This window comes from Streptomyces zingiberis (assembly GCF_012034935.1).
Taxonomy (GTDB): domain Bacteria; phylum Actinomycetota; class Actinomycetes; order Streptomycetales; family Streptomycetaceae; genus Streptomyces; species Streptomyces zingiberis.
This window is the reverse complement of the sequence record NZ_JAATEN010000002.1, coordinates 430,161-455,765: the sequence shown is the minus strand read 5'-3', so window position 1 is coordinate 455,765 and position 25,605 is coordinate 430,161. Positions and strand designations below refer to the sequence as shown.

Below are 25,605 nucleotides of genomic sequence, written 5' to 3'. Positions count from 1 at the left end.
GCCACGGCACCACCCGCGCCACCGCCTTGACCCGTTCCTGCCCGTCCGCACGCTCCGAGGTGATCCGAGACCATGCAGGGCACTCACATCCGCGCCACCGCGATCCCGTCCCTCACCGGCACCCTCCGCACCGTGGAGGGCCTGCTCCTGCGCCGTGGGCACCTCACGGCCCGCCGCAACGCGTGGACAGCGGTGCTGGAGGACCGGCGCCGGGCCAGGGCGCGCACCGAGGCCGAGCACGTACTGGAGGCCGTGGCGACCCGCGCTTCACAGGCGACGTAGACTCGCCCGCATGGCGCGGAAGGATTCAACCGAGAACCCGGGGCGGCTCAAGCAGATCGCCCTGACCTACAAGATGACCAAGCGGTCCGACCCCCGGGTCGGGCTGGTCGTCGCGGCTGTGGGAATCGTCACCCTCGGGGTGCTCCTGGGGATCGGTTTCCTCGTCGGCCACCCGGTCTACCTCGGCATCCTCGGCGCCCTGCTGGCCTTCCTCGCCATGGCGATCATCTTCGGCCGGCGCGCCGAGCGGGCCGCGTTCGGGCAGATGGAGGGCCAGATCGGCGCCGCCGCCGCCGTGCTGGAGAACATGAAGCGCGGCTGGTCCATCACCCCCGCGGTGGCGATGAACCGCAACCAGGACGTCGTCCACCGGGCCGTCGGCAAGGCGGGCGTGGTGCTGGTGGCCGAGGGCAACCCGAACCGGGTCAAGTCCCTGCTGGCCTCCGAGAAGCGGAAGACGGCCCGGATCGTCTCCGACGTCCCCGTGCACGACGTCCTCGTGGGCCACGGCGAGGGCCAGGTGCCGCTGAAGAAGCTCCGCACCCACCTGCTGAAGCTGCCGCGGGTGCTGCCCGGCGCCCGGGTCACCGCCGTCAACGACCGGCTGCGGGCCATGGGTGACCTGATGAGCAACATGCCGATGCCGAAGGGCCCGCTGCCCAAGGGCATGCGGATGCCCAAGGGCGGCCGGATGCGCTGACCGCCCGCGCCGTCCCGCTCCCGCGGGCGGCTCCGGAACACCTGCGCCCAGGGGCCCGGCCTCGGTACGTCCACCGAGAACCGGGCCCTTCGGCATGCGGGCCCCTCGGTTCGGAGACTCCCCCGGTTCGGTTCGGAGACTCCCCCGGTCCGGTTCGGAGACTCCCCCGGTCCGGTTCGGAGACTCCCCCGGTCCGCGCCGGACCAGGGCCGGGTGACCTGATGAGCGACGTGCCTGTGCCGAGGGGCCCGCCGGCCAAGGGCAGGCGGGCCCCTCGGCCCGGACGCTCCCCCGGTCCGCGCCGGACCGGGTCGTCACCGGCCGGGCCACCCGGGGCCGGGCCGCCTCAGATCCGGACCTGCACCGCGCGGGAGAGCCGGTCGTGGAGGCCGCGCCCGTCGCGGTCCCAGACCAGGGCCGGGACGACCAGCACCAGCAGCAGGGTCCGCAGCGCGGCCCACGGCGCGCCGAGCCGGCTGCCGTCCTCGGCGATGACCCGCAGCCCCAGCAACCGCTTGCCGGGGGTGAAGCCGAGCGTCCCCACGGTGGTCAGGCTGAGCAGCGCGAAGACGACGAGCGCCCAGTTGTTCGCGGACCGCAGGTCCCCGCCGGAGAGCAGGCCGTAGCCGATGAGGACGCAGAGCGCCCAGTCGATGAAGATCGCGCCGAAGCGCCGGCCGATCCCCGCGACGGAGCCGGGGCCCTCCCGGGGCAGCCCGAGGCGCTCCCCCCGGTAGCCGAAGTCCACACCCATGCCCTCGGCGGCCGCGCGGGGGCCGGAGATCCACGATCCGATTGCCTGCCTGTTGTCCACCCGTCCACGGTACTGCGGCCCGGTGGCAGCCCCGGGAGCGGCCCGCTGCGGCCCGCTGCGGCCTGTCGGGCCCCGTGCCCGTGCCGTGCGGGGAGCGGCCGGGGACGGGCCCGGCGGTCGGGCAGAGACGGCCGGGGAGCACGGGGCGGCCGGTCACCGGCGCCGGTGGACAGGGAAGGGAGAGGCCGGAGACGGAGACGGGGACGGGGCCGGGGACGGGGACGGGGACGGGCGGAGCGGGCCACGGCGAGGGGGGTGGGAAGGGCGCGGGCGACGCGGCACGGAGGGGCGCCGCGGGGTACCGGGAGGCGGCGGGGACCGCATACGTTCCGCACCGTCCGCCGGGCCCCGGCGAGGCGCCGCGGCGGACCTCGCGATGCCCGTCACACCGCGTTTCAGCAGGCATGACAGGCGGAAATCCGGTTAACCTCTGCGAAACAATCGGGTCACGCTCGGGAAATCCCCCGAACCTATGGTCGATGCCAGCGTGCCACCGCACTGGCCGCTTACCAGGCAATCCCGCCCACCCCCGGAGCGGCGGGCTAGGAGGAGTTGCATGTTCCAGAACGCCGACGACGCGAAGAAGTTCATCGCGGACGAGGACGTCAAATTCATCGACGTCCGCTTCTGCGACCTGCCCGGCGTGATGCAGCACTTCACGATCCCGGCCGAGTCCTTCGACCCGGCCGAGCAGCTCGCCTTCGACGGCTCGTCCATCCGCGGCTTCCAGGCCATCCACGAGTCCGACATGGCACTCAAGGCCGACCTCTCCACCGCCCGTGTCGACCCGTTCCGCCGGGACAAGACGGTCAACGTCAACTTCTTCATCCACGACCCGATCACGGGCGAGCAGTACAGCCGTGACCCGCGCAACGTCGCCAAGAAGGCGGAGGCTTACCTCGCCTCCACCGGCATCGCCGACACCGCGTACTTCGGCCCGGAGGCCGAATTCTACGTCTTCGACAGCGTGCGCTTCTCCACCGCCGCGAACGAGGCGTTCTACCACATCGACTCCGAGGCGGGCGCCTGGAACACCGGTTCCGCCGAGGACAACCGCGGCTACAAGGTCCGTTACAAGGGCGGCTACTTCCCCGCCCCGCCGGTGGACCACTTCGCCGACCTGCGCGCCGAGATGAGCCTGGAGCTGGACAAGGCCGGCCTGAAGGTCGAGCGCCAGCACCACGAGGTGGGCACCGCCGGCCAGGCGGAGATCAACTACAAGTTCAACACGCTGCTGGCCGCCGCCGACGACCTGATGCTGTTCAAGTACATCATCAAGAACGTCGCCTGGCGGAACGGCAAGACGGCCACCTTCATGCCGAAGCCGATCTTCGGCGACAACGGCTCCGGCATGCACGTCCACCAGTCCCTGTGGAACGGCGGCGACCCGCTCTTCTACGACGAGGCGGGATACGCGGGCCTCTCCGACACGGCGCGCTACTACATCGGCGGCATCCTCAAGCACGCCCCGTCGCTGCTGGCCTTCACCAACCCGACGGTGAACTCCTACCACCGCCTGGTGCCGGGCTTCGAGGCGCCGGTCAACCTGGTCTACTCGCAGCGCAACCGTTCCGCGGCCATGCGCATCCCGATCACGGGCTCCAACCCGAAGGCCAAGCGCGTCGAGTTCCGCGCCCCGGACCCGTCCTCCAACCCGTACCTGGCCTTCTCCGCCCTGCTCCTGGCGGGCCTGGACGGCGTCAAGAACAAGATCGAGCCGGCCGAGCCGATCGACAAGGACCTCTACGAGCTGGCTCCCGAGGAGCACGCGAACGTGGCCCAGGTCCCGACCTCCCTCCCCGCGGTGCTCGACGCCCTGGAGGCGGACAACGAGTACCTGCAGGCGGGCGGCGTCTTCACGGCCGACCTGATCGAGACCTGGATCGACTACAAGCGCACCCAGGAGATCGCCCCGATGGCCCTCCGGCCGCACCCGCACGAGTTCGAGATGTACTTCGACATCTGATCCCACATTTGCCGCCGCACCCCGTCCCGACCTGCTGTTCAGCCGGCCGGGACGGGGTGCGGCGGCATGTGTGGGACGTCTCGGGGCCTTCGGGTCCGCGGTCGGCCGCGAGGACCGCTCGACCGGTTCCACCGGCCGGCGACAGCCACGACCGTTCGAGGATCACGCGATGGCGCCGCGCTGTCCCGTGCCCCCGTGCGAGGGGGAAGTGACGCAGGAGCCCCGCCGGGGCAGGATGACCACGTGGGTCCCCTGCCCCGGCGGGGCTCGGCCGGTACGCATGGAGCACGGCGCGGCCTCGTGCCGGCGCCCGGACGCCCTCCTGGTACTCCGCGCGGATCTTTCCGATCGGCCCGGCCCCGGCCACCCACCGCGACCGGGTCACCGCGGGCCGGGGGCGCGGTCGCGTCCGGGGACGTGCACGCCGCCGGGGAGCCCGAGAGCCCCCGGGGGGAGACGTCGCAGTCCCCGGGTGGGCGCCGGATCACGGACCGTCCGCGCGCGTTCCCGCACATGCCGCCGGGAGCCGGCGCACCACGCGGGCGGCGGCGCCGGTGCCCCCACCGGGTGACGGCACCGGCGCCGGGAGACCCGGGCGAGGAGCGGGCCCGGGTATCCCCCGCGGCCGGCGGGCCTGCCGCCTCGCGCCTCGCCCGGACTCACCGGTCACACCGGGATGCCGCGCCCCCTGTCATGCGGCCGCGGCCGGTTCGCGGTCAGGGCCGCAGTTCGCAGGTCGAGAGCAGGCAGAGGTTGCCGCCCTGCACCAGCCCGACGCCGTTCCCGCCGCGGTCCTCCGATCCGGTCGAACAGGTGGAGAGCAGACACAGGTTGAATCCCTGGGTCCCCCGGTAACCGCCGGCGGCCTGCGTGAGATGGCGGGCGGAGGTGTCCTGGCGGGACACCGTGGTCCCGGAGGTGCCGGGCGCGTCGGCCGCCGACGCGGTTGTGGCGCCGGTGAGTGCCAGGGCCACCACGCCGCCGGCCACGGCCGCGCCACGGAGGGTTCTCACAAGTCCTGGACGTTTCATCTTCGGTGCTCCTTCACTCGCGGACCGGCGCGTGTGCGACACGCTCACCGGGTCCGGCTTCTTCGATCCGTACCAGGTGATCCGTAGCCGCTCCCCGGTCCGGATGGGCGCGTCACGGCCCGGCCGGCGAGGCGCCCGTGCGACGGCGGGGCGGCCCGTGAAGCCCGCCGGGCAACGGAGTGACCCGGCCCACATCGCCAATCCGCCATCCCGCGTGTTTCGGATCAACCATGACGGAGGGTGCGGCGACGTCATCGCGCCGGCACCTCTCGACGCGAGATCCGGAAGGGTGGTCGACGGTGTCGGCACGCATCACATTCGTACGGGGGCGGGCCCATGACTGAGCGGAACGCCGTACAGCTGCCCCTGACCGCCGCGCAGGAATCCCTGTGGTTCGCGCACCACCTCCAGCCGCTGAACGCCGACTTCACGATCGCCGAATACGTCGACATCGAAGGGGAGTTCGACCACGACCTGCTTCGGCGTTCCGTGGCCCGCGTGACCGAGGAGACCGGGGCACTGCGCGCGACAGTGTCCGACGGCGAGAACGGCTCCACGGGGAGTCAGTGGGTCCATCCCGGTCTCACCACCGACGTGCGCCGCGTCGACCTGACGGCCGCCGCGGAGGGGGAGGCGGACGCGCACCGGGCGATGCGACAGGACCTGGCCACCCCCCTCGACCCGGCGCGGGGCCCGGTGACGGCATTCACGCTGTACCGGCTCTCGGAGTTCCGCCATCTGCTGTACCTGCGGACGCACCACCTCGTGCTGGACGGTTACGGCGCGGCCGTGGCCCTCGGCCGGATCGCCGAGGTGTACGGCCTGCTCGCCGCCGGAGCCGGGGTCGCGCCCGCCCCGCTCCCGCTCGAAGACCTGGTGACCGAAGCACGCCGGTACCCGGATTCGCCGCAGTACGCCGAGGACGGGGCGTACTGGCGCGGGCAGCTCGACGGCGCCCCGCCCGCCACGCGGCTCGCGGACGGCACCGCCTCGCGGAGCACGGGCGTGGTGAAGCGGTCGGTCACCCTGGACGAGGCGCGGTGGCAGCGGCTGCGGGACGGCGCCCGGCGCGGCAGGGCGTCCTGGGCCGCGCTGTTCGTGGCCGGCACGGCCGCCTACACGCACCGCATGAGCGGTGTGCCGGACCTGCTGCTCGGCATGCCGGTGACCGGCCGCCGGACCCCCACCGCCAGGCGGACACCGGGAATGATGTCCCAGGTCGTGCCGCTGAGACTGCGTCTGACGGCGGCGGACTCGGCCCGGGACCTGCTGCGGCGGTCGACGGCGGTCATGCGCGGCGCGCTGCGGCACCAGCGGTTCCCGGCGGAGGAACTGCGCCGGGACCGCGGCCTGGTCCGGGGGGAACCGCTGACGGGCCCCTCGGTGAACGTACTGGCCTTCGACGGGAACCTGCGGTTCGGTGCGGCGACCGGCACCCTGCACCACCTCTCGCTCGGCCCCGTGGACGACCTCACGCTGGCCGTCCACCCGGCCCCCGGTGGTACCGGGTGCCGCGTCGACGTCCTCGCCGACGCGGCGCGCTACGACGAACGGGCCGCGGCCGGGCACCTGGAGCGGATCCTGCGGCTGTCCGAGGAGCTCGCCGGAGACCTGGAACGGCCGCTCGGCGCCCTGGAGCTCACCGGCCAGGGCGAGCGGCGCCGCATGCTGGCCATGGGGACCGGCGCACCGGGTCCGTCGCCGGGTACGGAGCTCTCCCCCGCTTCCGGGACGGCCGGCGACCCGACCCTGCCGGAGGTGCTGGCGCGGCTGGCGCGGGAGACGCCCGACGCGCCGGCCGTCGACGACGGCACACGCCGTCTGACCTTCGCCGAGCTGGACCGGGCCGTCGACGCCGCGGCCGCGGCGCTGCGGAGCGAAGGGGCCGGTCCCGGGACGACGGTGGCCGTCGCCCTGCCGCGCTCGGTCGACACCGTCGTCGCACCGCTGGCCGTGCTGCGCAGCGGCGCGGTCTACCTGCCGGTGGAGGTCGCCTACCCGGCGGAGCGCATCGCGTACCTCCTGGCGGACGCCGCCCCGGTGATCCTGATCTGCGCCCCCGACGGGCCGGTCGCGGGCATGGCCCCCGCCGGCACGGTGGTGCGCCCGCTGCCGCGGCACGACGGCTCCGCGCCGCCGGCCTCGCCGGCCGGCCTGCCGCGCGGGGGCGACGCCGCCTACCTCATCTACACCTCCGGCTCCACGGGACGGCCCAAGGGCGTCCTGGTCGAGCACCGGTCCCTCGGCAATCTGCTCGCTCATCACCGGCAGGAGTCGCACACCGCCGCGGAGGGGGCCGAAGGCCGGCGCCTGCGGGTCGCCCTCACCGCGGCCACCTCCTTCGACGCGTCCTGGGACCCGCTGCTGTGGCTGCTGGGCGGACACCATCTGCACGTCGTCGACGACGCCACGCGCCGGGACCCCGAGGCGCTGGCCGGATTCCTCCGCTCCGAGCGGATCGACGTCATCGAGACGACCCCCAGCTTCCTGCAGCAGCTGCTGGCCGCCGGCCTCACCGACGGTGGCGACCGCGCGGACGGCGGGCCCGGCCACCGGCCCACAGTGATCGCGCTGGGCGGCGAACCGGTGAACGACGAACTGTGGCAGCGCCTCGCCGCAGACCCGGACCTCCTCGCCCACAACTTCTACGGGCCGACGGAGACGACGGTGGACGCCGTCACCGCCCGGATCTCCGGTGAGGCACCCGTGATCGGGCGCCCGGTGCGCGGCACCCGCTGCTACGTGCTCGACGCGGCCCTGCGGCTGCTGCCCCGCGGCGCGGCCGGCGAGCTGTACCTGGCGGGCCAGGGGGTGGCCCGTGGCTACGCAGGGCAGCCGGGCCCGACGGCGGACCGGTTCCTCGCGGACCCGTTCGGTGAACCGGGGGCGCGCATGTACCGCACCGGTGACCTGGTGCGGTGGCGCGAGAACGGGACCCTGGAGTTCCTGGGCCGCGGCGACGGACAGGTCAAGATCCGCGGGCACCGGGTGGAGACGGGGGAGATCGAGTCGGCGCTGACCGCGCTGCCGGGGGTGGAGCAGGCGGCGGTGACGACCGCCGGCGCGGAACGCCTGGCCGCCTATCTGGTGCCCTCCCCCGACGAGGCGGGCACAGAGCTGAGGCGGGACCGGCGTCCCGTGCGGGACGCGCTGGCCGCGTCGCTGCCGGCCCACATGGTTCCCGCGCTGTACGCCGTCACCGGCCGGCTGCCCCTGACCCCGAACGGAAAGCTGGACACCGGCGCACTCCCGGAGGCCACGGCTCCCGCCGCGGGCCCGCGGAGCGCTCCGCGCACGCCCGTCGAGGAAGCGGTCGGCGCGGCGATGGCGGACGTCCTCGGTCTGGCCGAGGCCGGCCGGGAGGACGACTTCTTCGCGCTCGGCGGCCACTCCCTGCTCGCCACCCGCCTGCTGGCCCGGCTGGCCGAGCGGACCGGCACCCGGCTGCCGGTCCGGGCGCTCTTCGGGGCGCCGACCGTGGCCGGTCTCGCGGAACTCGTCGAAGCGGACCGCCGGTCCGGGCGTCCCGGAGCGGCCGGCGCCGGTCCGGCCGATGGCCCGGCCGATGGCCCGGCCGATGGCCCGCGTCCCGCACGGCTGCCGCTCTCCGCGGCCCAGCGGCGCCTGTGGCTGCTGGAACGCATGGGCGAGGGCGGCGAGCGGTATCACATACCCGTCACCGTCCGCCTCGACGGGGATCTCGACGTTCCCGCCCTGCGCGCCGCGTTCCGCGACGTGGTCGCGCGGCACGAAAGTCTGCGGACCGTCTACCCGGAGGACGCGCAGGGGCCGCACCAGGTCGTGCTGGCGGCCGCGGACTGCGGCGTGGAGCTGCGGTCCGCCCCCGTACGGCCGGACGACCGGCCCGGGGGCCTCCCGGCGCCAGAGTTCGACATCGCACGACGGCCGCCGGTACACGCCGTCCTGGTCCCGACGGCCGGGCACACGGGCCGCCCGGACTCGCATCTGCTGTCGCTGACGCTCCACCACATCGTCACCGACGGCTGGTCGATGAGGCCGCTGGTGGACGACCTGTGCGCGGCGTACCGGGCCCGCATCGGCGGGCACGGGCCGCGGTGGGCGCCGCTGCCCGCCCAGTACGCGGACCACGCGCTGCGGCAGCGCGCCCGGCTGGGTGACCGGGAGGACCCGGGCTCGCTCGCGGCGCGGCAACTGGCGGGCTGGCGGACGGAGCTGGCGGGCCTGCCCCCGGAGCTGCCCCTGCCCCACGACCGGCCGCGCCCGGAGCGCGCCACCTTCCGCGGGGGCCGGGTACCGGTGCGCCTGGACGAGGCCGAGCACCGCGCTCTGGCCGAGCTCGCCCGGGAGGCGGGCGTGAGCCCGTTCATGGTGCTGCACGCCGTGCTCGCCACGCTGCTGCACCGGCTGGGCGGGGGCGAGGACATCGTCGTCGGCACCCCCGTCGCGGGACGGGACGAGGAGGAGTTCCACGAGGTCGTGGGGTTCTTCGTCAACACCCTCGTGCTGCGCGTGGACACCGGCGGTGACCCCGCCTTCCGCGAGCTGCTGGCCCGGGTGCGGGAGGCGGACCTGAGCGCCTACAGCCGGCAGGACCTACCGTTCGAACAGCTGGTGGAGGCGCTGGCGCCGCCGCGGTCGCTCGCCCGGCACCCCCTCTTCCAGGTGATGCTCGCCCTGAACAACACCCGTTCTCCCCGGCTCGACCTGCCCGGCGTCCGCGCGGACGTGCTCCGGCCCGCCCGGACGACCGCGAAGTTCGACCTCACCTGGGACTTCACGGAGCTGCACGGCCGGGACGGCCGGCCGGCGGGGCTGGACGGCGAGGTGGAGTACAGCGCCGACCTGTTCGACGAGAGCACGGTCCACCGCTTCGCGGGCCACTTCGTCCGGCTGCTGCGCTCGGTGCTCGCCGACCCCGCCGCGAGGCTGAGCGCGCTGGAGATCCTGACGGAGGACCAGCGCCGCGCGGCCCTCGACACCCGGTGGCCGGACGGCTCCGCGAGCGAGCGGCACGGGCTGGTGCACAGCATCTGCGACGTGCTGGAGACCCAGGCCGCGGTCACCCCCGGCCGTACCGCGGTGACGGACGGGTTTCGCACGCTGTCCTTCGGCGATCTGACCACGGAACTGCACGGGACGGCCCGGCGCCTGGTGGCCGCGGGCGTACGCCCCGGTGACCGGGTCGCCGTCGCGGTGCCGCGGTCGGTGCGGCAGATCGCCGCCGTCTTCGGGGTACTGCGTGCCGGCGCGGTGTACGTGCCGCTCGACCCCTCCCACCCGGCCGCGCGCAACGCCCACATCCTGGAATCCGCGCGGCCCGTGATGATCCTGGCCGAGCGGGCCGGCACGGCCGCGCTGCCCGTCTCCGGCATCCCCGTGCTCCACCTGGACGACCCCTTCACCGCGGGCCCCGGGCCGGCGGCGGCGCCGCCGGCGGACGGGCCCCGGGGGTCCGACCCCGCCTACGTGCTGTACACCTCCGGTTCGACGGGCCGGCCCAAGGGCGTCGTCGTCGAGCACCGCGCGCTCGCCAATCTGCTGCGGCACCACGGGCGCCGGCTGATCGACCCCGCCGAACGGGAAGGCGGCGGACGGCCGCTGAAGGTGGCCTTGACGGCCGCGGCGACCTTCGACGCCGCCTGGGACCCCCTGTTGTGGATGACCTCCGGACACGAGCTCCACCTCGTGGACGACCGGAGCCGTCATGACCCTCAGGCGCTGGTGGAGCTGGTGCGCCGGCGGCGGATCGACGTGATCGAGACGACACCGTCCTTCCTCGAGCAGCTGCGCGCCTGCGGGCTCTTCGCGCCCGGCGGACCCTGGCCCCGGGTCGTCGCCCTGGGCGGGGAGCCGGTGCGGGAGAAGCTGTGGCGGGAGCTGGCGGAGCTGTCCGGCGTGACCGTGTGGAACCTCTACGGGCCGACCGAGGCGACCGTGGACAGCGTGACCGCCAGGGTGACCCCCGGCTCCGTCCCCGGCATCGGCCACGCGGTCAGCGGCATGCGGGCGCGGGTTCTCGACCCGCGGCTGGGCCCCACGCCGCCGGGCGTCACGGGAGAGCTGTACCTGGCCGGGGCCGGCCTGGCACGCGGTTACGACGGGGCGACGGGATTGACCGCCGACCGGTTCCTCGCCGACCCGTACGGCCCTCCGGGCAGCCGGATGTACCGTACCGGCGATCTGGTACGCAGACGGCCCGACCACTCCCTGGCCTTCGTCGGCCGAACGGACTCGCAGGTCAAGGTGCGCGGATTCCGCGTCGAGACCGGCGAGGTGGAGGCCGCCCTCACCGCGCATCCGGCCGTGCGGCAGGCGGTGGTGACGGTCCGCGCCACGGCGGACGGCGGCGGCAGGCTCGTCGGCTGGGCCGTGCCGGAGACCGGCACCGGGACGACGGCCGCGCGGCTGAGATCGTTCGTCGGCGACCGGCTCCCGGCGTACATGACGCCCTCACACCTCGCGCTGGTGGCGGACATTCCGCTGACCACGCACGGCAAGACGGACTTCGCCGCGCTCCCGGACCCCGGACCGGCGGTGGCGGACCAGGGCGAGCGCCCGCGCACCCCGCAGGAGGAGATCCTCTGCGAGCTCTTCGCGGAATGCCTGGGCACCGGGCCCGTCGGCCGCGACGCAGACTTCTTCGCTCTCGGTGGTCACTCGCTGCTGGCCACCCAGGTCGTCAACCGGATCCGGGGCGCGTTCGGGGTGGAGATCCCGGTTCGCGCGCTGTTCGAGGGCCCCACCCCGGCCGGACTCGCCCGGCACCTCGACGGCGCCGCGCGCGGCCGCCCCTCGCTGCGCGCGCGAGCCCGACGGCCGGCGGACCTGCCCCTGTCCTTCGCCCAGCGCCGGCTCTGGTTCCTCAACCGCATGCACCCCGGGGACGCCTCCTACAACCTCCCCATGGCGGTCGCCCTCCGGGGGCGGCTGGACGTCGCCGCGCTGCACGGCGCGCTGGGTGACGTGACCGGCCGGCACGAGAGCCTGCGCACCGTCTTCCAGGAGGCGGCGGACCGGCCGGGCACACCGGTCCAGCGGGTGCTGCCCGCCGGCGAGGCCCTCCCGGACCTCACCGTGACCACCTGCGGGCCGGACGACGTTCCGCGGTTGCTGCGCGCGGCGGCTCGCAAGGGGTTCGACCTCGCTCGCGACCTGCCGTTCCGCGCCGAGCTGCTGCGGACCGGCGAGGAGGAGCACGTCCTGTCGCTGACCCTGCATCACATCGCCGCCGACGGGTGGTCGATGGGTCCGCTGGCCCAGGATCTCGCCGCCGCCTACACGGCCCGGGCGGCCGGCCGGGCACCGGAGACGGCCCCGCTGCCGGTGCAGTACGCCGACTACGCCCTCTGGCAGCGCGACCTGCTGGGCGACCCCGAGGACCCCGGCAGCCCGCACGCGCGGCAGCTGGACCACTGGCGGGACACGCTGTCCGGTGCCCCCACCGAGCTGGCCCTGCCCGCGGACCGGCCGCGCCCGGACACCGGTTCGGGGCGCGGCGGCAGCGTCCCCCTGCCGCTCACGCGGGACGACGGCCTGCGCGTCGCGGAGCTGGCCCGGCGCGAGGGCGCCAGCACCTTCATGGCCCTGCACGCGGTGCTCGCCGCGCTGCTGGACCGGTACGGCGCGGGAGAAGACATCGTCATCGGCAGCCCGGTCGCCGGCCGCACCGACGAGGCGCTCACCGGTCTGGTGGGCTTCTTCGTCAACACCCTGACGCTCCGGGTGAACACCGGTGGCGACCCGGACTTCCGGGCCCTGCTGGCCCGGGCCCGGGAGGCCGACCTGGCCGCGTACGCGCACCAGGACCTGCCGTTCGAGGTGCTCGTGGAGGATCTGGCGCCGCCGCGCTCCCTCGCGCGGCATCCGCTGTTCCAGGTGATGCTCTCCCTCAACAACGCGGGGCGGCCGGCGCTCGACCTGCCGGGCCTGCGCACCGCGGTGCGGCCGGTGGACACGGCGGCCGCCAAGTTCGACCTGTCGTTCAGCTTCTCCGAGCAGGCCGGCGACGGAGAGCTGGCCGGAGAGCTGGAGTTCGCCCGGGACCTCTTCGACGAGGCGACGGCCCGGAACCTGGCCGAGTCCTTCGTCGCCCTGCTGCGGCTCGCCGTGGCGGATCCGGGGGCCCCGCTGTCCCGGCAGGACCCCCTCGGCCCCCGGCAGCGCGCGGAGTTGCTCGCGCGCGGCCACGGGCCGGAGGCCGCCCCGCGCCACCCGACGGTGACCGCCGGCTTCGCGGCCACCGTGGCGGCGGCGGGGAGCGGCGATGTCGCGGTGCGCTGCGGCGCGCACGCCCTGTCCTTCGCCGAACTGTCGCGGGACAGCGCCCGCCTGGCCCATCTGCTGCGCGCGCACGGCGTGGGGCCGGACCGCACGGTGGCGGTGCTGCTGCCGCGGTCCGCCGGCTCGCTGACCGCGCTGCTCGGTGTGCTGGCCGCGGGGGGCGCCTACGCCCCGCTCGACGACTCCCTGCCGCAGGCCCGGGTGGGCGCCGTCCTGGAGGACGCGCGGCCCGCCGTGGTGCTGGCGGACTCGGCGACCGCCGGCCGGGTCCCCGAGGGGCCCTGGCGGACGATCCTGCTGGATTCCCCCGGCACCCGCACGGCCCTCGCCGCGCTCCCCGGCGAGCCACCGCCCGGCGGCGCGCCCCACCCCCGGCACGCGGCCTACGTCCTGCACACGTCCGGCTCCACCGGCCGCCCCAAGGGCGTCGTCGTGGAACACCGGTCGCTGGCACAGCTGTGGGAGCACCACCGGCGGGCGCTGTTCGCGCCCGCGCGGGAGGCGACCGGCAGGCCGAGGCTGCGCGTGGCGCTGACCGCCTCGCTCTCCTTCGACGCCTCCTGGGACCCCGTGCTGTGGATGCTCGACGGGCACGAACTGCTCGTCGTCGGCAACGACACCCGCCGCGATCCGGCGGCGCTCGTCCGGGCCGTGCGCGAGGAGCGGATCGACGTGCTGGAGACCACCCCGAGCCACGCGGCGGTCCTGCTGGACGCCGGTCTGTGCGATGCCGGGCCGTCCGGCCACCGGCCCGCCGTCCTGGCGCTCGGCGGCGAGGCCGTGCCGCCCGGCCTCTGGCAGCGGCTGCGCGACATCCCCGGCCTCACGGTGTGGAACCTGTACGGCCCCACCGAGGCCACCGTCGACACCCTGTACGCGCCGCTGCACCACACCGACCGGCCCGTGCTCGGCGAACCCGTCGCAGGGACCCGCTGCCACGTCCTCGATCACCGGCTCCGGCCCGCGGCGCCCAACGCGACCGGAGAGCTGTATCTGGCGGGTGAGAGCCTGGCCCGGGGTTACCTGGGGCGGCCCGCCGAGACCGCCGCCCGTTTTGTCCCGGACCCGTTCGGCCCGCCGGGCGGGCGGATGTACCGCACCGGGGACCTGGCGCGCCGCGCCGCGGACGGGCGGCTGGAGTTCCGCGGCCGGGCCGACGGCCAGCTCAAGGTACGCGGCTTCCGCGTGGAACCCGGCGAGATCGTGGCCGTGCTGGAGCGGCAGCCCGGTGTCGCCCGGGCGGCCGTCGTGCTGCGCTCCGCGGGCCCGGGGGACACGGACGGGGCGGAACGGCTGGTCGCCTACACGGTGCCCGGCACGCGTGCGGCCGGCGCCGGAGGGACGGCGCCGGACCCCGACGCGCTCCGCGCGGCCGTCGCGGCCGAACTGCCCGGGTACATGGTTCCCGCCGCGTTCGTCACCCTCGACGCGCTGCCGCTCACCCCGAGCGGCAAGCTCGACGGCGCCGCCCTCCCGGCACCGGGGGACGAGCACCTGGCCCGGACGGCGGGACGTCCCCCGGGCGGACCGCGCGAGGATCTGCTGTGCGCCCTGTTCGCGGACGTCCTGGGCACCGAACAGTGCTGGGCCGACGACGACTTCTTCGCCCTCGGCGGCCACTCACTGCTCGCGGCCCGGCTGCTGGCCGGCGTCCGTGACGCCACCGGGATCGAGCTGGGCATCCGGACGCTGTTCGAAACGCCGACCCCGGCCGGTCTCGCGGCCGCGCTGGCGGCGCGCGAGGCGGACTCCGGCACCGCCCGTCCGGACGCGGATCTGGCCTCCCTGCTGCCGCTGCGCGTGAGCGGCGGCCTCCCGCCGCTGTTCTGCGTGCATCCGGCCGGTGGTCTCGCGTGGCCCTACTCAGGACTCCTCCAGCACGTCACCGGCCGGCCGGTGTACGGGCTCCAGACCCCCAACCTCGACGGCGGCCGGCCCTTCCCGGAGAGCATCGAGGCGATGGCGGCCCACTACGTCGCCCAGCTGCGCACGGTGCAGCCGCACGGGCCCTACCGGCTGCTCGGCTGGTCCTTCGGTGGAAATCTGGTCCAGGAGATGGCCGTGCAGCTCCAGGAGGCGGGTGAGGAGGTCGCCCTGCTGGCGATCATGGATGCCTTCCCCGTCCCTCCCGCCGACGGGCTGGAGGACGCCGGGCACGACATCGTCTTCCGGGCGCTGCTCACCGCTCTCGGTCTCGACCTGTCCGCCTGGGACGCCGACACCGCGCTGGACGCGACGGCCGTACGCGAGTCGCTGCGGGAGGCGGGCAGCCCGCTCGGCGCGCTGGAGCCGGAGACCATCGAGACCATGGTCGGCAACTTCGCCGCCCAGGCCCGGCTGATGCGGCGGCACGTCCCGCGTCCCTTCCGCGGCGGCGTGCTCTTCTTCCGCGCGACGGAGGAGGACCCGGCGAACGGTCTCGTCCCCGCCCTGTGGGACCCCTACGTGGACGGCGACCTGGAGGTGCACGACGTGCCGTGCGGCCACGCCCAGATGCTCCGTCCCGACTCCCGGGCCCTCATCGGCCCGGTTCTCGACGGCGCCCTCCGCGCCACATGACCCACGCCCCGGAAACCGACCGGTCGACCCGATCGACCCCTACCGAGCAGGAGAGCGACCTCACCATGACCAATCCCTTCGACGACCCCGCCGTCCTCCACCGTGTCCTGGTCAACGACGAAGGACAGCACTCCCTGTGGCCCGAGTTCGCCGAGGTCCCCGCGGGGTGGCACCCCGTCCACGGCCCGGCGTCCCGCGAGGCCTGCATCGCCTACGTCGACGCCCACTGGACGGACCTCACCCCGCGCAGCGCGCTGGCCTCCCGGTGAGCGCGGCCGGGGCGAACCCACGCGGACCCGGCGAGCAGCCTCCGCCGGGCCGGGGCGGGGCCGCCGGCCCCGCCCCGGGCGAGCGGGACATGATCGTGGCGGAGGGCCTCACCCGGAGCTTCGGCGGCCGGCAGGCGCTGGCCGGCGTCGACCTGCGGGCGCCCGCGGGCAGCGTGCTGGCCCTGCTCGGCCCCAACGGCGCCGGCAAGACCACCACCGTGAGGATCCTGACCACCCTGCTGCGCGCGGACGGCGGGCGCGCCACCGTCGCCGGGCACGACGTCGGTGACGCGCCGGAGGCCGTGCGCGAACGCATCGGCCTGTCCGGCCAGTACGCAGCCGTCGACGAACGGCTCACCGCGCGCGAGAACCTCCAGCTGGTCGCGCGGCTCCACGGCATGAGCCGCCGGGCCGCCCGGCGGCGCACCACCGGGCTGCTGGACCGCTTCGCGCTCACCGAGGCCTCCGACCGGCCCGCCGGCGGCTTCTCCGGCGGCATGCGCCGCCGGCTGGATCTGGCGGGCGCCCTGACCACACGGCCCGCCGTCGTCTTCCTCGACGAGCCGACGACCGGCCTGGACCCCCGCGGCCGCGCGGACACCTGGCGGGCCGTGCGGGATCTCGTGGCGGACGGCACCACCGTTTTGCTGACCACGCAGTACCTGGAGGAGGCCGACCAGCTCGCGGACTCCATCACCGTCATCGACCACGGCCGCGTCATCGCCCGCGGGACCGCCGCGGAGCTGAAGGCCGCGGTCGGCGGCGAGCGGATCACCCTCAGTCCCGCGGTGCCCGACACGCTCGGAGCGGTCGCCGGCGTGCTGGGAGGACTGGGCCCGTACCGGCCGGAGGTGGACCCGCGCGCCGGTCAGGTCACCGTCGCCACCGACGAGGGGGCCACCGCCCTGCGGCACGCCCTCGCGGCCCTGGAGGCGGCGCGGCTCACCGTACGTGACGTGTCCCTCGCCCCGCCCACCCTTGATGACGTGTTCCTCGCGCTGACCGGGGGCCCCCGGCGCCCCGCCGTTCCGGGGGCGTCGCCGGACGGCGCCGGTCCCGGCGGCCCCGGGCGTCCCGTGGCCGTGGACGGCGCGGACCGCGAGGAGGCGGCCGGCGGCGCGGGCCGGAGCGGTGGCCGGAGGAAGGGAGCCCTCGCATGGCGACGATGAGCCTCACCGCCCGGCGGCGCTCCGGGCCGCTGCGCACCGTGCGCGACGGCCTGCTCATCGCCGGGCGCAACCTGGTCAACCTGCGGCGCACACCGGGAGCGGTCATCGCCGCTCTCGTCCAGCCTCTGATGTTCGTCCTGCTGCTCGCCTACGTCTTCGGAGGCAGCCTCGGCGGCGCCGAGTACCGCACGTTCCTGATGGGCGGCATCTTCGCGCAGGCGGTCACCTTCAACGCCTCCTTCACGGCCATCGGGCTCGCCGCCGACATGGACAAGGGCATGGTCGACCGTTTCCGCGCGCTGCCCGTACCCCGTGGGTCCGTCATCCTCGGCCGCACCCTGTCCGACCTCACCATGAGCGCCGTGACACTCGCCGTGACCTCGCTGTGCGGGCTCCTCGTCGGCTGGCGCGTCGAGGGCACCGTGCCGGAGGCCGTCGCCGCCTATCTGCTGATCCTGCTGTTCGCCTTCGCCATGTCCTGGGTCGGGGCCACCATCGGCCTGCTGGCCCGCAGCGTCGAGGTGGCGCAGAGCGCCGGGCTCGTCTGGCTCTTCCCCGTCACCTTCGTCTCGGGCGCCTTCGTCTCCGTCACCACGATGCCCGGTCCGCTCCGCGCCGTCGCCGAGTGGAACCCGGTCTCCGCCACCGCCACGGCGGCCCGCTCCCTCTTCGGCAACGAGGCCCCGCCCCAGGTCGTCCCCCCGGATTCCTGGCCGGTCCAGCACGCGACCGGATACGCGCTGCTCTGCGCCTGCGCGATCATCGCGGTCTTCATGCCCCTGGCCGTCAGCCGCTACCGCCGTATCGCGCGCGGCTGAGGCGGCCGCGAGGGGGCGGGGGAGGATCCGAGGGAGCCGGGGGGTGACGGCTGTGCCGCCGGCCCCGGGGGCACCGGCCGACGATCACCACATCGGGTGAATCCGGCCCCCTCGTACCGCACCGGCCACCGATGCTGTTTCCGCAGGTCAGAGGCGTCTTATCGGAGATGACAACGGTCACCGGTGCAGCCTTTGCCCGGGTATGCCACCTCGTGCTTTCCTGCGGGGGACGAGCACGGGAAACACGAGGGGGAACCCGGTATGGGCAGCACGCACGGTCACGGCGGCGGTCACGGTCACGGCGGTGGCGGCGGTGGCGGCGGTGGCGGCGGTGGCGGCGGGGTGAGCGGTCACGCGGGAGGACGGCACCGCCGGCGGCTCGCCGTCTCCTTCGCCATGATCGGTTCCTTCTTCGTGGTCGAACTCGTCTACGGGCTGCTCTCGGGCTCGCTCGCGCTGCTGTCGGACGCCGGGCACATGGCCGCCGACGTCGTGGCCCTGGGCGCGGCCCTGGTGGCCACGCGGGTGGCCACCAGGCCCGACACCACCGGCCGCCGCACCTACGGCTCGTACCGCGCGGAGGTGTTCGCCTCCCTGCTCTCGGTGCTGCTGATGTACGGCGTGTCGGTGTACGTGGTCGTCGAGGCGATCGGCCGGATCGGCGGTGGCGCCGAGGTCGCGGCCGGCCCGATGCTCGTCGTGGGCGCGATCGGCCTGGCGGTCAACGTGGTGGCGCTGCTCCTGCTGCGCTCGGGCGCCTCGGAGAGTCTCAACGTCAAGGGCGCCTACCTGGAGGTGGTCGCCGACACGGCCGGCTCGGTCGGGGTGATCGTGGCGGGCTGGCTGGTGGCCACGACGGGCCGGCCCGTGTGGGACACGCTGGTCGCGCTCGCCATCGGCGTCTTCGTCGCCGTCCGCGCGACGGTGCTGGGCCGGGAGGTCCTCTCCGTCCTCGGCCAGCACGCGCCGGCGGGTATGGACCCGGCCACGGTCGCCGACGACCTGTCCGCCGTGGACGGCGTCAAGGACGTGCACGACCTGCATCTGTGGACCCTGACCTCGGGCATGCACGTGGCGACGGCCCATCTGGTCACCACCGACCGCGCCGACGGCCACGCCGTCCTGGACCGGGCCCGCGACGTGCTGCGGGACCGGCACGGCGTCGAGCACGCCACGCTCCAGGTCGAACCCGCCGACCACGCCGGCTGCGACCGCGTCGGCTGGTAGGCCCGGCCCGGCAAGGCCCGGCAGGACACCGAGCCTCCCGGGGCGTCCCGCGGATTCCCCACCCCGTCCCCTCCCACCTGGGAAAGTTCCCCTCCTGGCCAATCCGCCCCCGCCGTCACTCCGGATTACGCGCGAGACCGCGTAACCGCGGCGGCTGGGAGGAGTGGCGATGGCAGGCCGGTCAGGAGAGAGTTCACCGGAGCGGGAGGGGCCGCCGGACGGCGCACGGCGGCGCACGGCCGTGATCGGCAGCGGGGTGGCGGGGCTGACCGCCGCCCACGTACTCCGCCGCGCGCACCACGTCACGCTCTACGAGGCCGACAACCGGCTCGGCGGGCACGCCCACACCCACGAGCTGACCTCGTCCGACGGCCGGACCCACCGGGTCGACTCCGGCTTCATCGTGCACAACCGGCGCACCTATCCGCATCTGCTCCGCCTCTTCGGCGAACTCGGCGTGGACACCCGGGAGTCGGAGATGAGCATGTCCGTGCGGTGCGAGGGCTGCGGTCTGGAGTACGCCGGGGCCCGCGGCCCCGCGGGGCTCCTCGCCCGGCCCGGCAACGCCCTGCGCGGCGCCTATCTGCGGATGCTCACCGAGGTGCCGGCCTTCCACCGGGCCGCCCGGCGGCTGCTGGCGCGCGGCGCGGCGGACACCTTCACCCTGGACGCGTTCCTCGACCGCGAGGGCTTCTCCCGGTACTTCCGCACCCACTTCATGACCCCGCTGGTGTCGGCGGTGTGGTCCTGCGACGCCACCACCGCCGGGCGCTATCCGGCCGCCTACCTCTTCCGTTTCCTGGCGCACCACGGGCTGCTGTCCGTGAGCGGCTCCCCGCTCTGGCGCACCGTGACGGGCGGTTCGGGGACCTACGTCGGCCGGGTCGCCGAGCGGCTGGACGCCGTGCGCGCCGGGACGCCCGTCCGGGCCGTGCGGCGCCACCCGGACGGGGTGGAGGTCACCGCGGACGACGGCACCACCGACTCCTACGACGCGGTGGTCGTGGCCGTCCACCCCGGCCAGGCGCTGGAGCTGCTGGCCGACGCCACCCCACGGGAGAAGGAGGTGCTGGGCGCCTTCCGGTACGGGCGCAACAGCACGCTGCTGCACACCGACACCGGGCTCCTCCCCCGCTCCCGCGCCGCCCGCGCCTCGTGGAACTACCTGATGCCCTCGTGCGGGGCGGGCGCCGACCGCGTCCGGGTCAGCTACGACATGAACCGGCTCCAAGGGCTGGACGCCCCCGAGACCTACGTCGTCACCCTGGGCGGTGGTGACCGCGTGGACCCGGGGCGGGTCCTCGCCCGCATGGAGTACGAACACCCGGTCTACACCCCGGAGTCGGTCGCCGCGCAGCAGTTCCTGCCCGAGCTGGACACGGCCGTCACCGCGTTCGCGGGCGCCTACCACGGCTGGGGCTTCCACGAGGACGGCTGCCGCTCCGGGGTGCGGGCCGCCGCGGCGCTGGGGGTGCGGTGGTGACGACCGCGCCGGCCCTGTACCCGTGCACCATCGGCCATGTGCGGACGACACCCTTCCGCTACGCCCTGCGGCACCGCACCCACCTGTGGCTGATCGACCCCGACCACCCGCCCCGGCTGCCCTTCTGGCTGCGCCCGCTGGCGCGCTTCGACGCCCGGGACCACTTCGGCGGCGAGGGGCCGTCCCTCCGCGCGGGGCTCGACGCCTTCCTCGCCGCCCACGGCGTGGAGCTCGACGGCGGGTCCGTGCTGATGCTCACCCACGCCCGGGTCTTCGGCCACGTGTTCAACCCGCTCACCCTCTACTGGTGTCACGGTCCCGGCGGCGAGCCGCGCTGTGTCGTCGCCGAGGTGCACAACACCTACGGCGGGCGCCACTCCTACCTGCTCCGCCCGGACGCGACGGGACGGGCCGAAGCCGGCAAGGAGCTCTACGTCTCGCCGTTCTTCCCCGTCGACGGCCGCTACCGGATGCGCGTCCCCGTCCCCGGCGACCGGCTCGACCTCACCGTGCAGCTCGAACGGGACGGCGGGCGGCCGCTCACCGCGACCGTGCGCGGCACGCGCCGCCCGGCCCGCGCGGGCACGCTGCTGCGGCTGGCGCTGCGCCGGCCGTGGTCGACGCTCGCCGTCTCGGCGGCCATCCGGATGCACGGCATCCGGCTGTATCTGCGGGGACTTCCCGTACAGCCCCGTCCCGCCCGGAGCCGCCCGGACCGGCCCGGTCCCGGTGACCCCCGCCCCGCGCGACGCCCCGGCCACGATCACACCCCGGAGAACGTGACATGAGTACCACCCGTCCCCGGCCCGCCGTCCCGCCGCGCGCCGTCCCCGTGGGCCGCGCCACCGTCGACGCGGCCCGCTGGCCGGACGTGGCCGCCCCGCCGCGGTCCTCCGCCGCGCGGACCGCCCTCACCGCGGCCGTCCTCCGCCGCTCCCTGGACCGGCTGCCGCTGCGGGTGCGGTTCGCCGGCGGCGCCCCGGCGGGCAAGGGCGGGCCGCTGCTGGACGTGCGCGACCCGGCGGCGTTCCACGGCCGGATCGGCAGCCAGGGGCTGGTCGGTTTCGGCGAGTCGTACATGGCCGGCGAGTGGGACTCCCCCGACCTGGTCGCCGTCCTCACCGTGCTGGCCGGCCACGCGGACCGGCTGATCCCCGGCCCGATGCAGCGGCTGCGCGGACTGTGGGCACCGCGCCGGCCGGACGCCCAGCGCAACACCCCGGGTGGCTCCCGGGACAACATCAGCCGCCACTACGACCTGTCCAACGAGCTGTTCGGGCTCTTCCTCGACGCCACCCTCAGCTACTCCTCGGCCGTCTTCCGGGGGTTCCCCGCCCACCGGGACCTGCTCGCCGCCGCCCAGCAGCGCAAGATCGACCGGCTGCTGGACCTGGCGGAGGTGCGGGAGGGGAGCACCGTGCTGGAGATCGGCACCGGCTGGGGCGAGCTGGCGATCCGCGCCGCCGCGCGCGGGGCCCGCGTCACCTCCGTCACCCTCTCCCGCGAGCAGCGCGACCTCGCCCGGGAGCGCGTCGCCGCGGCCGGTCTCGCGGACCGGGTCACCGTCGAACTGCGCGATTACCGCGAGGTCCGCGGCCGGTACGACGCCGTGGTGAGCGTGGAGATGATCGAGGCCGTGGGCGTGGAGTTCTGGCCGGCCTACTTCCGTACCCTCGACGCGCGGCTGGCCCCCGGGGGCCGGGTGGCCCTGCAAGCCATCACCATGCCGCACGCGCGGATGCTGGCCGCCCGGTCCACCTTCACCTGGATCTCCAAGTACATCTTCCCCGGCGGCCAGATCCCCTCCACCGAGGCGATCGAGCGGACCGTGGGCGAGCACACCGGGCTGGCCCTCGCCCACCGGGACGCCTTCGGCCCGCACTACGCCGAAACGCTGCGGCTGTGGCGCGAACGCTTCACCGAGCGGGCGGACGAGGTGGACGCCCTCGGCTTCGACGCCACCTTCCGCCGCATGTGGACCTTCTACCTCGCCTACTCGGAGGCCGGGTTCCGCTCGGGCTACCTCGACGTCCAGCAGTACGCGTTCACCAAGGAGGCCGCCCGATGAGTGCCGTTCCCGCCCCCCGGCCCGCCGGTGCCGCGTCCCGGCTCGCCTCCCTCGTCGAGACCGCGCTCGGCGGCCCGCTCCCGCTGCGGCTGCGCGCCTGGGACGGCAGCGAGGCGGGGCCGCTCTCCGGCCCCGTCGTGGTGCTCCGCTCGCGCCGCGCCCTGCGCCGGCTGCTGTGGTCGCCCGGCGAACTCGGCCTGGCCCAGGCGTACGTGACCGGCGAGCTGGACCTGGACGGCGATCTCGGCGAGGGGCTGCGCACCCTGTGGGCCGCCGCGCGGGAGCGGCGCGCGAGCGCCTTCCGCCCCGGTTACGGCGACCGGGCCCGGGCGGTCCGCACGGCCGTGCGGCTCGGCGCCGTCGGACCGCGCCCGGCGCCGCCGGCCTCCCAGGCACGGCTCCGCGGCGGCCTGCACAGCAAGGCCCGTGACCGGGCCGCCATCAGCCACCACTACGACCTGTCCAACGCGTTCTACCGGCTGCTGCTCGACGAGACCATGGCCTACTCCTGCGGTTACTGGCCGGACGGCGAGCCGGACCTCACCCCGGCCGCCGCCCAGTACGCCAAGCTGGAACTGATCTGCCGCAAGCTGGGCCTCTCGGCAGGTTCCGGCAGCTCCGGCGGCAGCCGCCTCCTGGACATCGGCTGCGGCTGGGGCTCCCTCACCCTGTACGCGGCCGAGCGGCACGGCGCCCGGGTCACGGCCGTCACCCTCGCCCGGGAGCAGGCGGCGTACGTGCGCGAACAGGTCCGGGAACGTGGGCTGACCGACCGTGTCGAGGTGCTGTGCCGGGACTACCGGGACCTCGCGGCCGGCGAGCGGGGCGAGCACGGCGCCCGCACCGGTTACGACGCGGTGGCGACCGTCGAGATGGGTGAGCACGTCGGGGACGCCGAGTACCCGGCGTTCGCCGCGGCCCTGCACCGGCTGGTACGCCCGCGCGGCCGGGTGCTCGTCCAGCAGATGTCCCGCGGCCGGCGGGCGCCGGGCGGCGGGGCGTTCATCGAGGCGTACATCGCGCCGGACATGCACATGCGCCCGCTCGGGGAGACGGTGGGGCTGCTGGAGCGGGCCGGGCTGGAGGTTCGCTCCACCGAATCGCTGCGCGAGGACTACGTCCGCACCATCAGCGCCTGGCACGGCACCCTGGAGAGCCGCTGGGCCGACGTCACCGCGCTCGTCGGTGAGGAGACGGCCCGGGTGTGGCGGCTGTACCTGGCCGGCGCCGCGCTCGCCTTCGAGGAGGGACGCATGGGCGTCGACCAGATCCTGAGCGTGCGGCCCACGCGCGCGGGGCGCGGCGGTGCCACACCCACGGCGCCGGCGGACTGGTACCGGGGACTGGTGGCGCGGTGACCGGCTTCCCCTGGGGCGACTTCGCCGTCAACCTCGCCTGGGCCGGGGCGGCGGCCCTCGCCGTCATGCTGCTCACCTTCGCCGTCGCCGTGCGCAAGGGCGTGCACCGGATCGTCGACGTCGCGTGGGGGCTCGCGTTCACCGCGGTCGCCGGGGTGAGCTGCTGGGCCTCCGCGGGCACCGGCGACCCCGGGCGGCGCCTCCTGGTGACGGCGCTGACCGCGGTGTGGGGGCTGCGGCTGGCCCTTCACATCGCCCGCCGTGGCCGCGGCCACGGCGAGGACCCACGCTACGAGCGGATGCTGGCCCGGGCCCCCGGCGACCGGAACCTCTACGCGCTGCGCACGGTGTATCTGCTCCAGGGCGCCCTGGTGTGGCTGGTGTCGCTCCCCGTGCAGGCCGCGCAGTACGTGCCCGGGCCCGTGTCGGCGGTGGCCGTGGCCGGTGCCGGTCTGTGGGCGCTCGGCCTGTTCTTCGAGGCCGTGGGGGACGCCCAGCTGGCGCGGTTCACGGCCGATCCGGCCAACCGGGGCCGGATCATGGACCGCGGGCTGTGGCGCTACACCCGGCACCCCAACTACTTCGGCGACTTCCTCGTGTGGTGGGGTCTGTACCTGATCGCCTGTGACTCCGGTGCGGTGGCCGCGCTGACGCTCGTCTCCCCGCTGGTGATGAGCGCCCTGCTGATCAAGGGCAGCGGGAAGCGGCTGCTGGAGCGGCACTTGGCGGATCGTCCCGGCTACGCCGCATACGTGGCGCGGACCAGTGGTTTCGTCCCTCTGCCGCCCCGGAGGGCAGCCGGGCGGGACGGGGCACGGTCCGGATGAGGAGCGAGACGGTGACCGGTGACGGACGGGGACCCGCCCCCGCGGCGGTGCGGCCGGCGCCCGCCCTGGTGATACGCCGGGCGCCGCGGGTGGCCCGGGTGGCCGTGGTGTTCCTGCACGGCGGCCGGTCCGACAGCCGCGCCCCGTCCCGGCCGTGGCATCTGGCGGCCCTGCGGATGCGGCCCTTCGTGCGGGCCGTCGCGGCGGCGACGGCGGGCGGGGACGACCGTGGGGTCCCCGGCGGTGGCGGTGTCCTGCTGGCGGAGGTGCGTTACCGGCTGCGGGGCTGGAACGGCACCGAGGCCGACGCCCTGCGGGACGCCCGGCGCGCCCTGACGGAACTCGCCGCCCTTGCCGGGGACGTCCCCGTCGTGCTGGTCGGCCACTCGATGGGCGGCCGGGCGGCGCTGGGCGCGGCGGCGGCGCCCGCGGTCCGGGCCGTCCTGGCGCTGGCCCCCTGGTGTCCCCCGGGGGAACCGGTGGACCATCTCCGGGGCAAGGACGTCGTCGTGGTCCACGGCGACCGCGACCGGATCACCGACCCCGGCGCGTCGGCGGCGTTCGCCCGCCGGGCCCGGGCCGCGGGCGCCCGGGCCTCCACCGTGCCGATGCCGGGCGGCGACCACGCCATGCTCCGCCGCGGCGGCGACTGGCACCGCCTCGTGAGCTCGACCGTCGTCACGCTGCTGGCCACCGGGGACGCCGGCGCGGAGGAGCCGGGGGCGGCCGGCCCGGGCGGGAACCCCGGCACCGGGCCGGGAACCCGGTAGCG

At 75.3% G+C, this 25,605-nt stretch carries 16 protein-coding genes; 14 read left to right on the top strand and 2 right to left on the bottom strand.

What is annotated here, in order from left to right; all coding sequences use genetic code 11:
- Positions 1–72 precede the first annotated feature (72 nt).
- On the top strand, positions 73–282 hold the full coding sequence (locus tag HCK00_RS04060; RefSeq protein ID WP_168100323.1) for an SCO2195 family GlnR-regulated protein: 210 nt from the start codon (positions 73–75) through the stop codon (positions 280–282).
- A gap of 10 nt (positions 283–292) precedes the next feature.
- Positions 293–982 (top strand): DUF4191 domain-containing protein, encoded by a 690-nt coding sequence (locus HCK00_RS04055; RefSeq protein ID WP_168100322.1) that lies wholly within the window; start codon positions 293–295, stop codon positions 980–982.
- Between the two features lie 346 nt (positions 983–1,328).
- Here the strand turns inward: HCK00_RS04055 and HCK00_RS04050 are convergent, their stop codons facing one another.
- On the bottom strand, positions 1,329–1,796 hold the full coding sequence (locus HCK00_RS04050) for an RDD family protein (protein ID WP_168100321.1): 468 nt from the start codon (positions 1,794–1,796) through the stop codon (positions 1,329–1,331).
- Positions 1,797–2,352: 556 nt separating this feature from the next.
- On the opposite strand from HCK00_RS04050, the gene glnA reads away from it, so the two are divergent.
- Positions 2,353–3,762, top strand: a complete 1,410-nt coding sequence (gene glnA / locus HCK00_RS04045; RefSeq protein ID WP_168100320.1) for a type I glutamate--ammonia ligase — start codon at positions 2,353–2,355, stop codon at positions 3,760–3,762.
- A gap of 716 nt (positions 3,763–4,478) precedes the next feature.
- On the opposite strand, the gene HCK00_RS04040 is transcribed toward glnA, so the two are convergent.
- Positions 4,479–4,793 carry a hypothetical protein gene (locus tag HCK00_RS04040; RefSeq protein ID WP_168100038.1) on the bottom strand — a complete coding sequence of 105 codons (315 nt, stop codon included), beginning with the start codon at positions 4,791–4,793 and terminating at the stop codon, positions 4,479–4,481.
- Between the two features lie 336 nt (positions 4,794–5,129).
- Here HCK00_RS04040 and HCK00_RS04035 point away from each other — a divergent pair, with 336 nt between their 5' ends.
- From HCK00_RS04035 to HCK00_RS03985, 11 genes are all read left to right on the top strand, one after another.
- Positions 5,130–15,614, top strand: a complete 10,485-nt coding sequence (locus HCK00_RS04035) for a non-ribosomal peptide synthetase (RefSeq protein ID WP_168100319.1) — start codon at positions 5,130–5,132, stop codon at positions 15,612–15,614.
- Positions 15,615–15,679: 65 nt separating this feature from the next.
- Complete coding sequence (locus tag HCK00_RS04030; RefSeq protein ID WP_168100410.1) at positions 15,680–15,883, top strand: MbtH family protein; 204 nt, start codon at positions 15,680–15,682, stop codon at positions 15,881–15,883.
- 89 nt (positions 15,884–15,972) lie between these two features.
- On the top strand, positions 15,973–17,052 hold the full coding sequence (locus tag HCK00_RS04025; protein WP_168100318.1) for an ATP-binding cassette domain-containing protein: 1,080 nt from the start codon (positions 15,973–15,975) through the stop codon (positions 17,050–17,052).
- Positions 17,040–17,870, top strand: coding sequence for an ABC transporter permease (locus HCK00_RS04020; RefSeq protein ID WP_168100317.1), 831 nt, complete (start codon positions 17,040–17,042; stop codon positions 17,868–17,870). The genes HCK00_RS04025 and HCK00_RS04020 overlap by 13 nt, the downstream gene beginning before the upstream one ends.
- A 261-nt stretch (positions 17,871–18,131) precedes the next feature.
- On the top strand, positions 18,132–19,097 hold the full coding sequence (locus HCK00_RS04015) for a cation diffusion facilitator family transporter (protein ID WP_168100316.1): 966 nt from the start codon (positions 18,132–18,134) through the stop codon (positions 19,095–19,097).
- A gap of 169 nt (positions 19,098–19,266) precedes the next feature.
- Positions 19,267–20,580, top strand: coding sequence for an NAD(P)/FAD-dependent oxidoreductase (locus HCK00_RS04010; protein ID WP_168100315.1), 1,314 nt, complete (start codon positions 19,267–19,269; stop codon positions 20,578–20,580).
- Positions 20,577–21,368: a DUF1365 domain-containing protein gene (locus HCK00_RS04005; protein ID WP_168100314.1), complete on the top strand. Its 792-nt coding sequence runs from the start codon at positions 20,577–20,579 to the stop codon at positions 21,366–21,368. Before HCK00_RS04010 ends, HCK00_RS04005 begins: the two co-directional genes overlap by 4 nt.
- The gene (locus HCK00_RS04000; RefSeq protein ID WP_168100313.1) at positions 21,365–22,648 is read left to right on the top strand and encodes an SAM-dependent methyltransferase; all 1,284 of its coding nucleotides are present in this window, start codon (positions 21,365–21,367) and stop codon (positions 22,646–22,648) included. The genes HCK00_RS04005 and HCK00_RS04000 overlap by 4 nt, the downstream gene beginning before the upstream one ends.
- Positions 22,645–24,006 (top strand): class I SAM-dependent methyltransferase, encoded by a 1,362-nt coding sequence (locus HCK00_RS03995; RefSeq protein ID WP_168100312.1) that lies wholly within the window; start codon positions 22,645–22,647, stop codon positions 24,004–24,006. The genes HCK00_RS04000 and HCK00_RS03995 overlap by 4 nt, the downstream gene beginning before the upstream one ends.
- Complete coding sequence (locus HCK00_RS03990) at positions 24,003–24,833, top strand: DUF1295 domain-containing protein (protein ID WP_168100311.1); 831 nt, start codon at positions 24,003–24,005, stop codon at positions 24,831–24,833. Before HCK00_RS03995 ends, HCK00_RS03990 begins: the two co-directional genes overlap by 4 nt.
- A gap of 11 nt (positions 24,834–24,844) precedes the next feature.
- Positions 24,845–25,603 (top strand): alpha/beta fold hydrolase, encoded by a 759-nt coding sequence (locus HCK00_RS03985; protein WP_311765128.1) that lies wholly within the window; start codon positions 24,845–24,847, stop codon positions 25,601–25,603.
- Positions 25,604–25,605: the final 2 nt, after the last annotated feature.

Excerpts from the sequence above, each read along its gene's own strand:
- HCK00_RS04060 (WP_168100323.1), top strand. The coding sequence starts at position 73 with ATGCAGGGCACTCACATCCGCGCCACCGCGATCCCGTCCCTCACCGGC.
- HCK00_RS03995 (WP_168100312.1), top strand. The coding sequence starts at position 22,645 with ATGAGTGCCGTTCCCGCCCCCCGGCCCGCCGGTGCCGCGTCCCGGCTC.
- HCK00_RS04000 (WP_168100313.1), top strand. The coding sequence starts at position 21,365 with ATGAGTACCACCCGTCCCCGGCCCGCCGTCCCGCCGCGCGCCGTCCCC.
- HCK00_RS04055 (WP_168100322.1), top strand. The coding sequence starts at position 293 with ATGGCGCGGAAGGATTCAACCGAGAACCCGGGGCGGCTCAAGCAGATC.
- HCK00_RS04015 (WP_168100316.1), top strand. The coding sequence starts at position 18,132 with ATGGGCAGCACGCACGGTCACGGCGGCGGTCACGGTCACGGCGGTGGC.
- HCK00_RS04030 (WP_168100410.1), top strand. The coding sequence starts at position 15,680 with ATGACCAATCCCTTCGACGACCCCGCCGTCCTCCACCGTGTCCTGGTC.
- HCK00_RS04010 (WP_168100315.1), top strand. The coding sequence starts at position 19,267 with ATGGCAGGCCGGTCAGGAGAGAGTTCACCGGAGCGGGAGGGGCCGCCG.
- HCK00_RS04040 (WP_168100038.1), bottom strand. The coding sequence starts at position 4,793 with ATGAAACGTCCAGGACTTGTGAGAACCCTCCGTGGCGCGGCCGTGGCC.
- glnA (WP_168100320.1), top strand. The coding sequence starts at position 2,353 with ATGTTCCAGAACGCCGACGACGCGAAGAAGTTCATCGCGGACGAGGAC.
- HCK00_RS04035 (WP_168100319.1), top strand. The coding sequence starts at position 5,130 with ATGACTGAGCGGAACGCCGTACAGCTGCCCCTGACCGCCGCGCAGGAA.
- HCK00_RS04020 (WP_168100317.1), top strand. The coding sequence starts at position 17,040 with ATGGCGACGATGAGCCTCACCGCCCGGCGGCGCTCCGGGCCGCTGCGC.
- HCK00_RS04025 (WP_168100318.1), top strand. The coding sequence starts at position 15,973 with ATGATCGTGGCGGAGGGCCTCACCCGGAGCTTCGGCGGCCGGCAGGCG.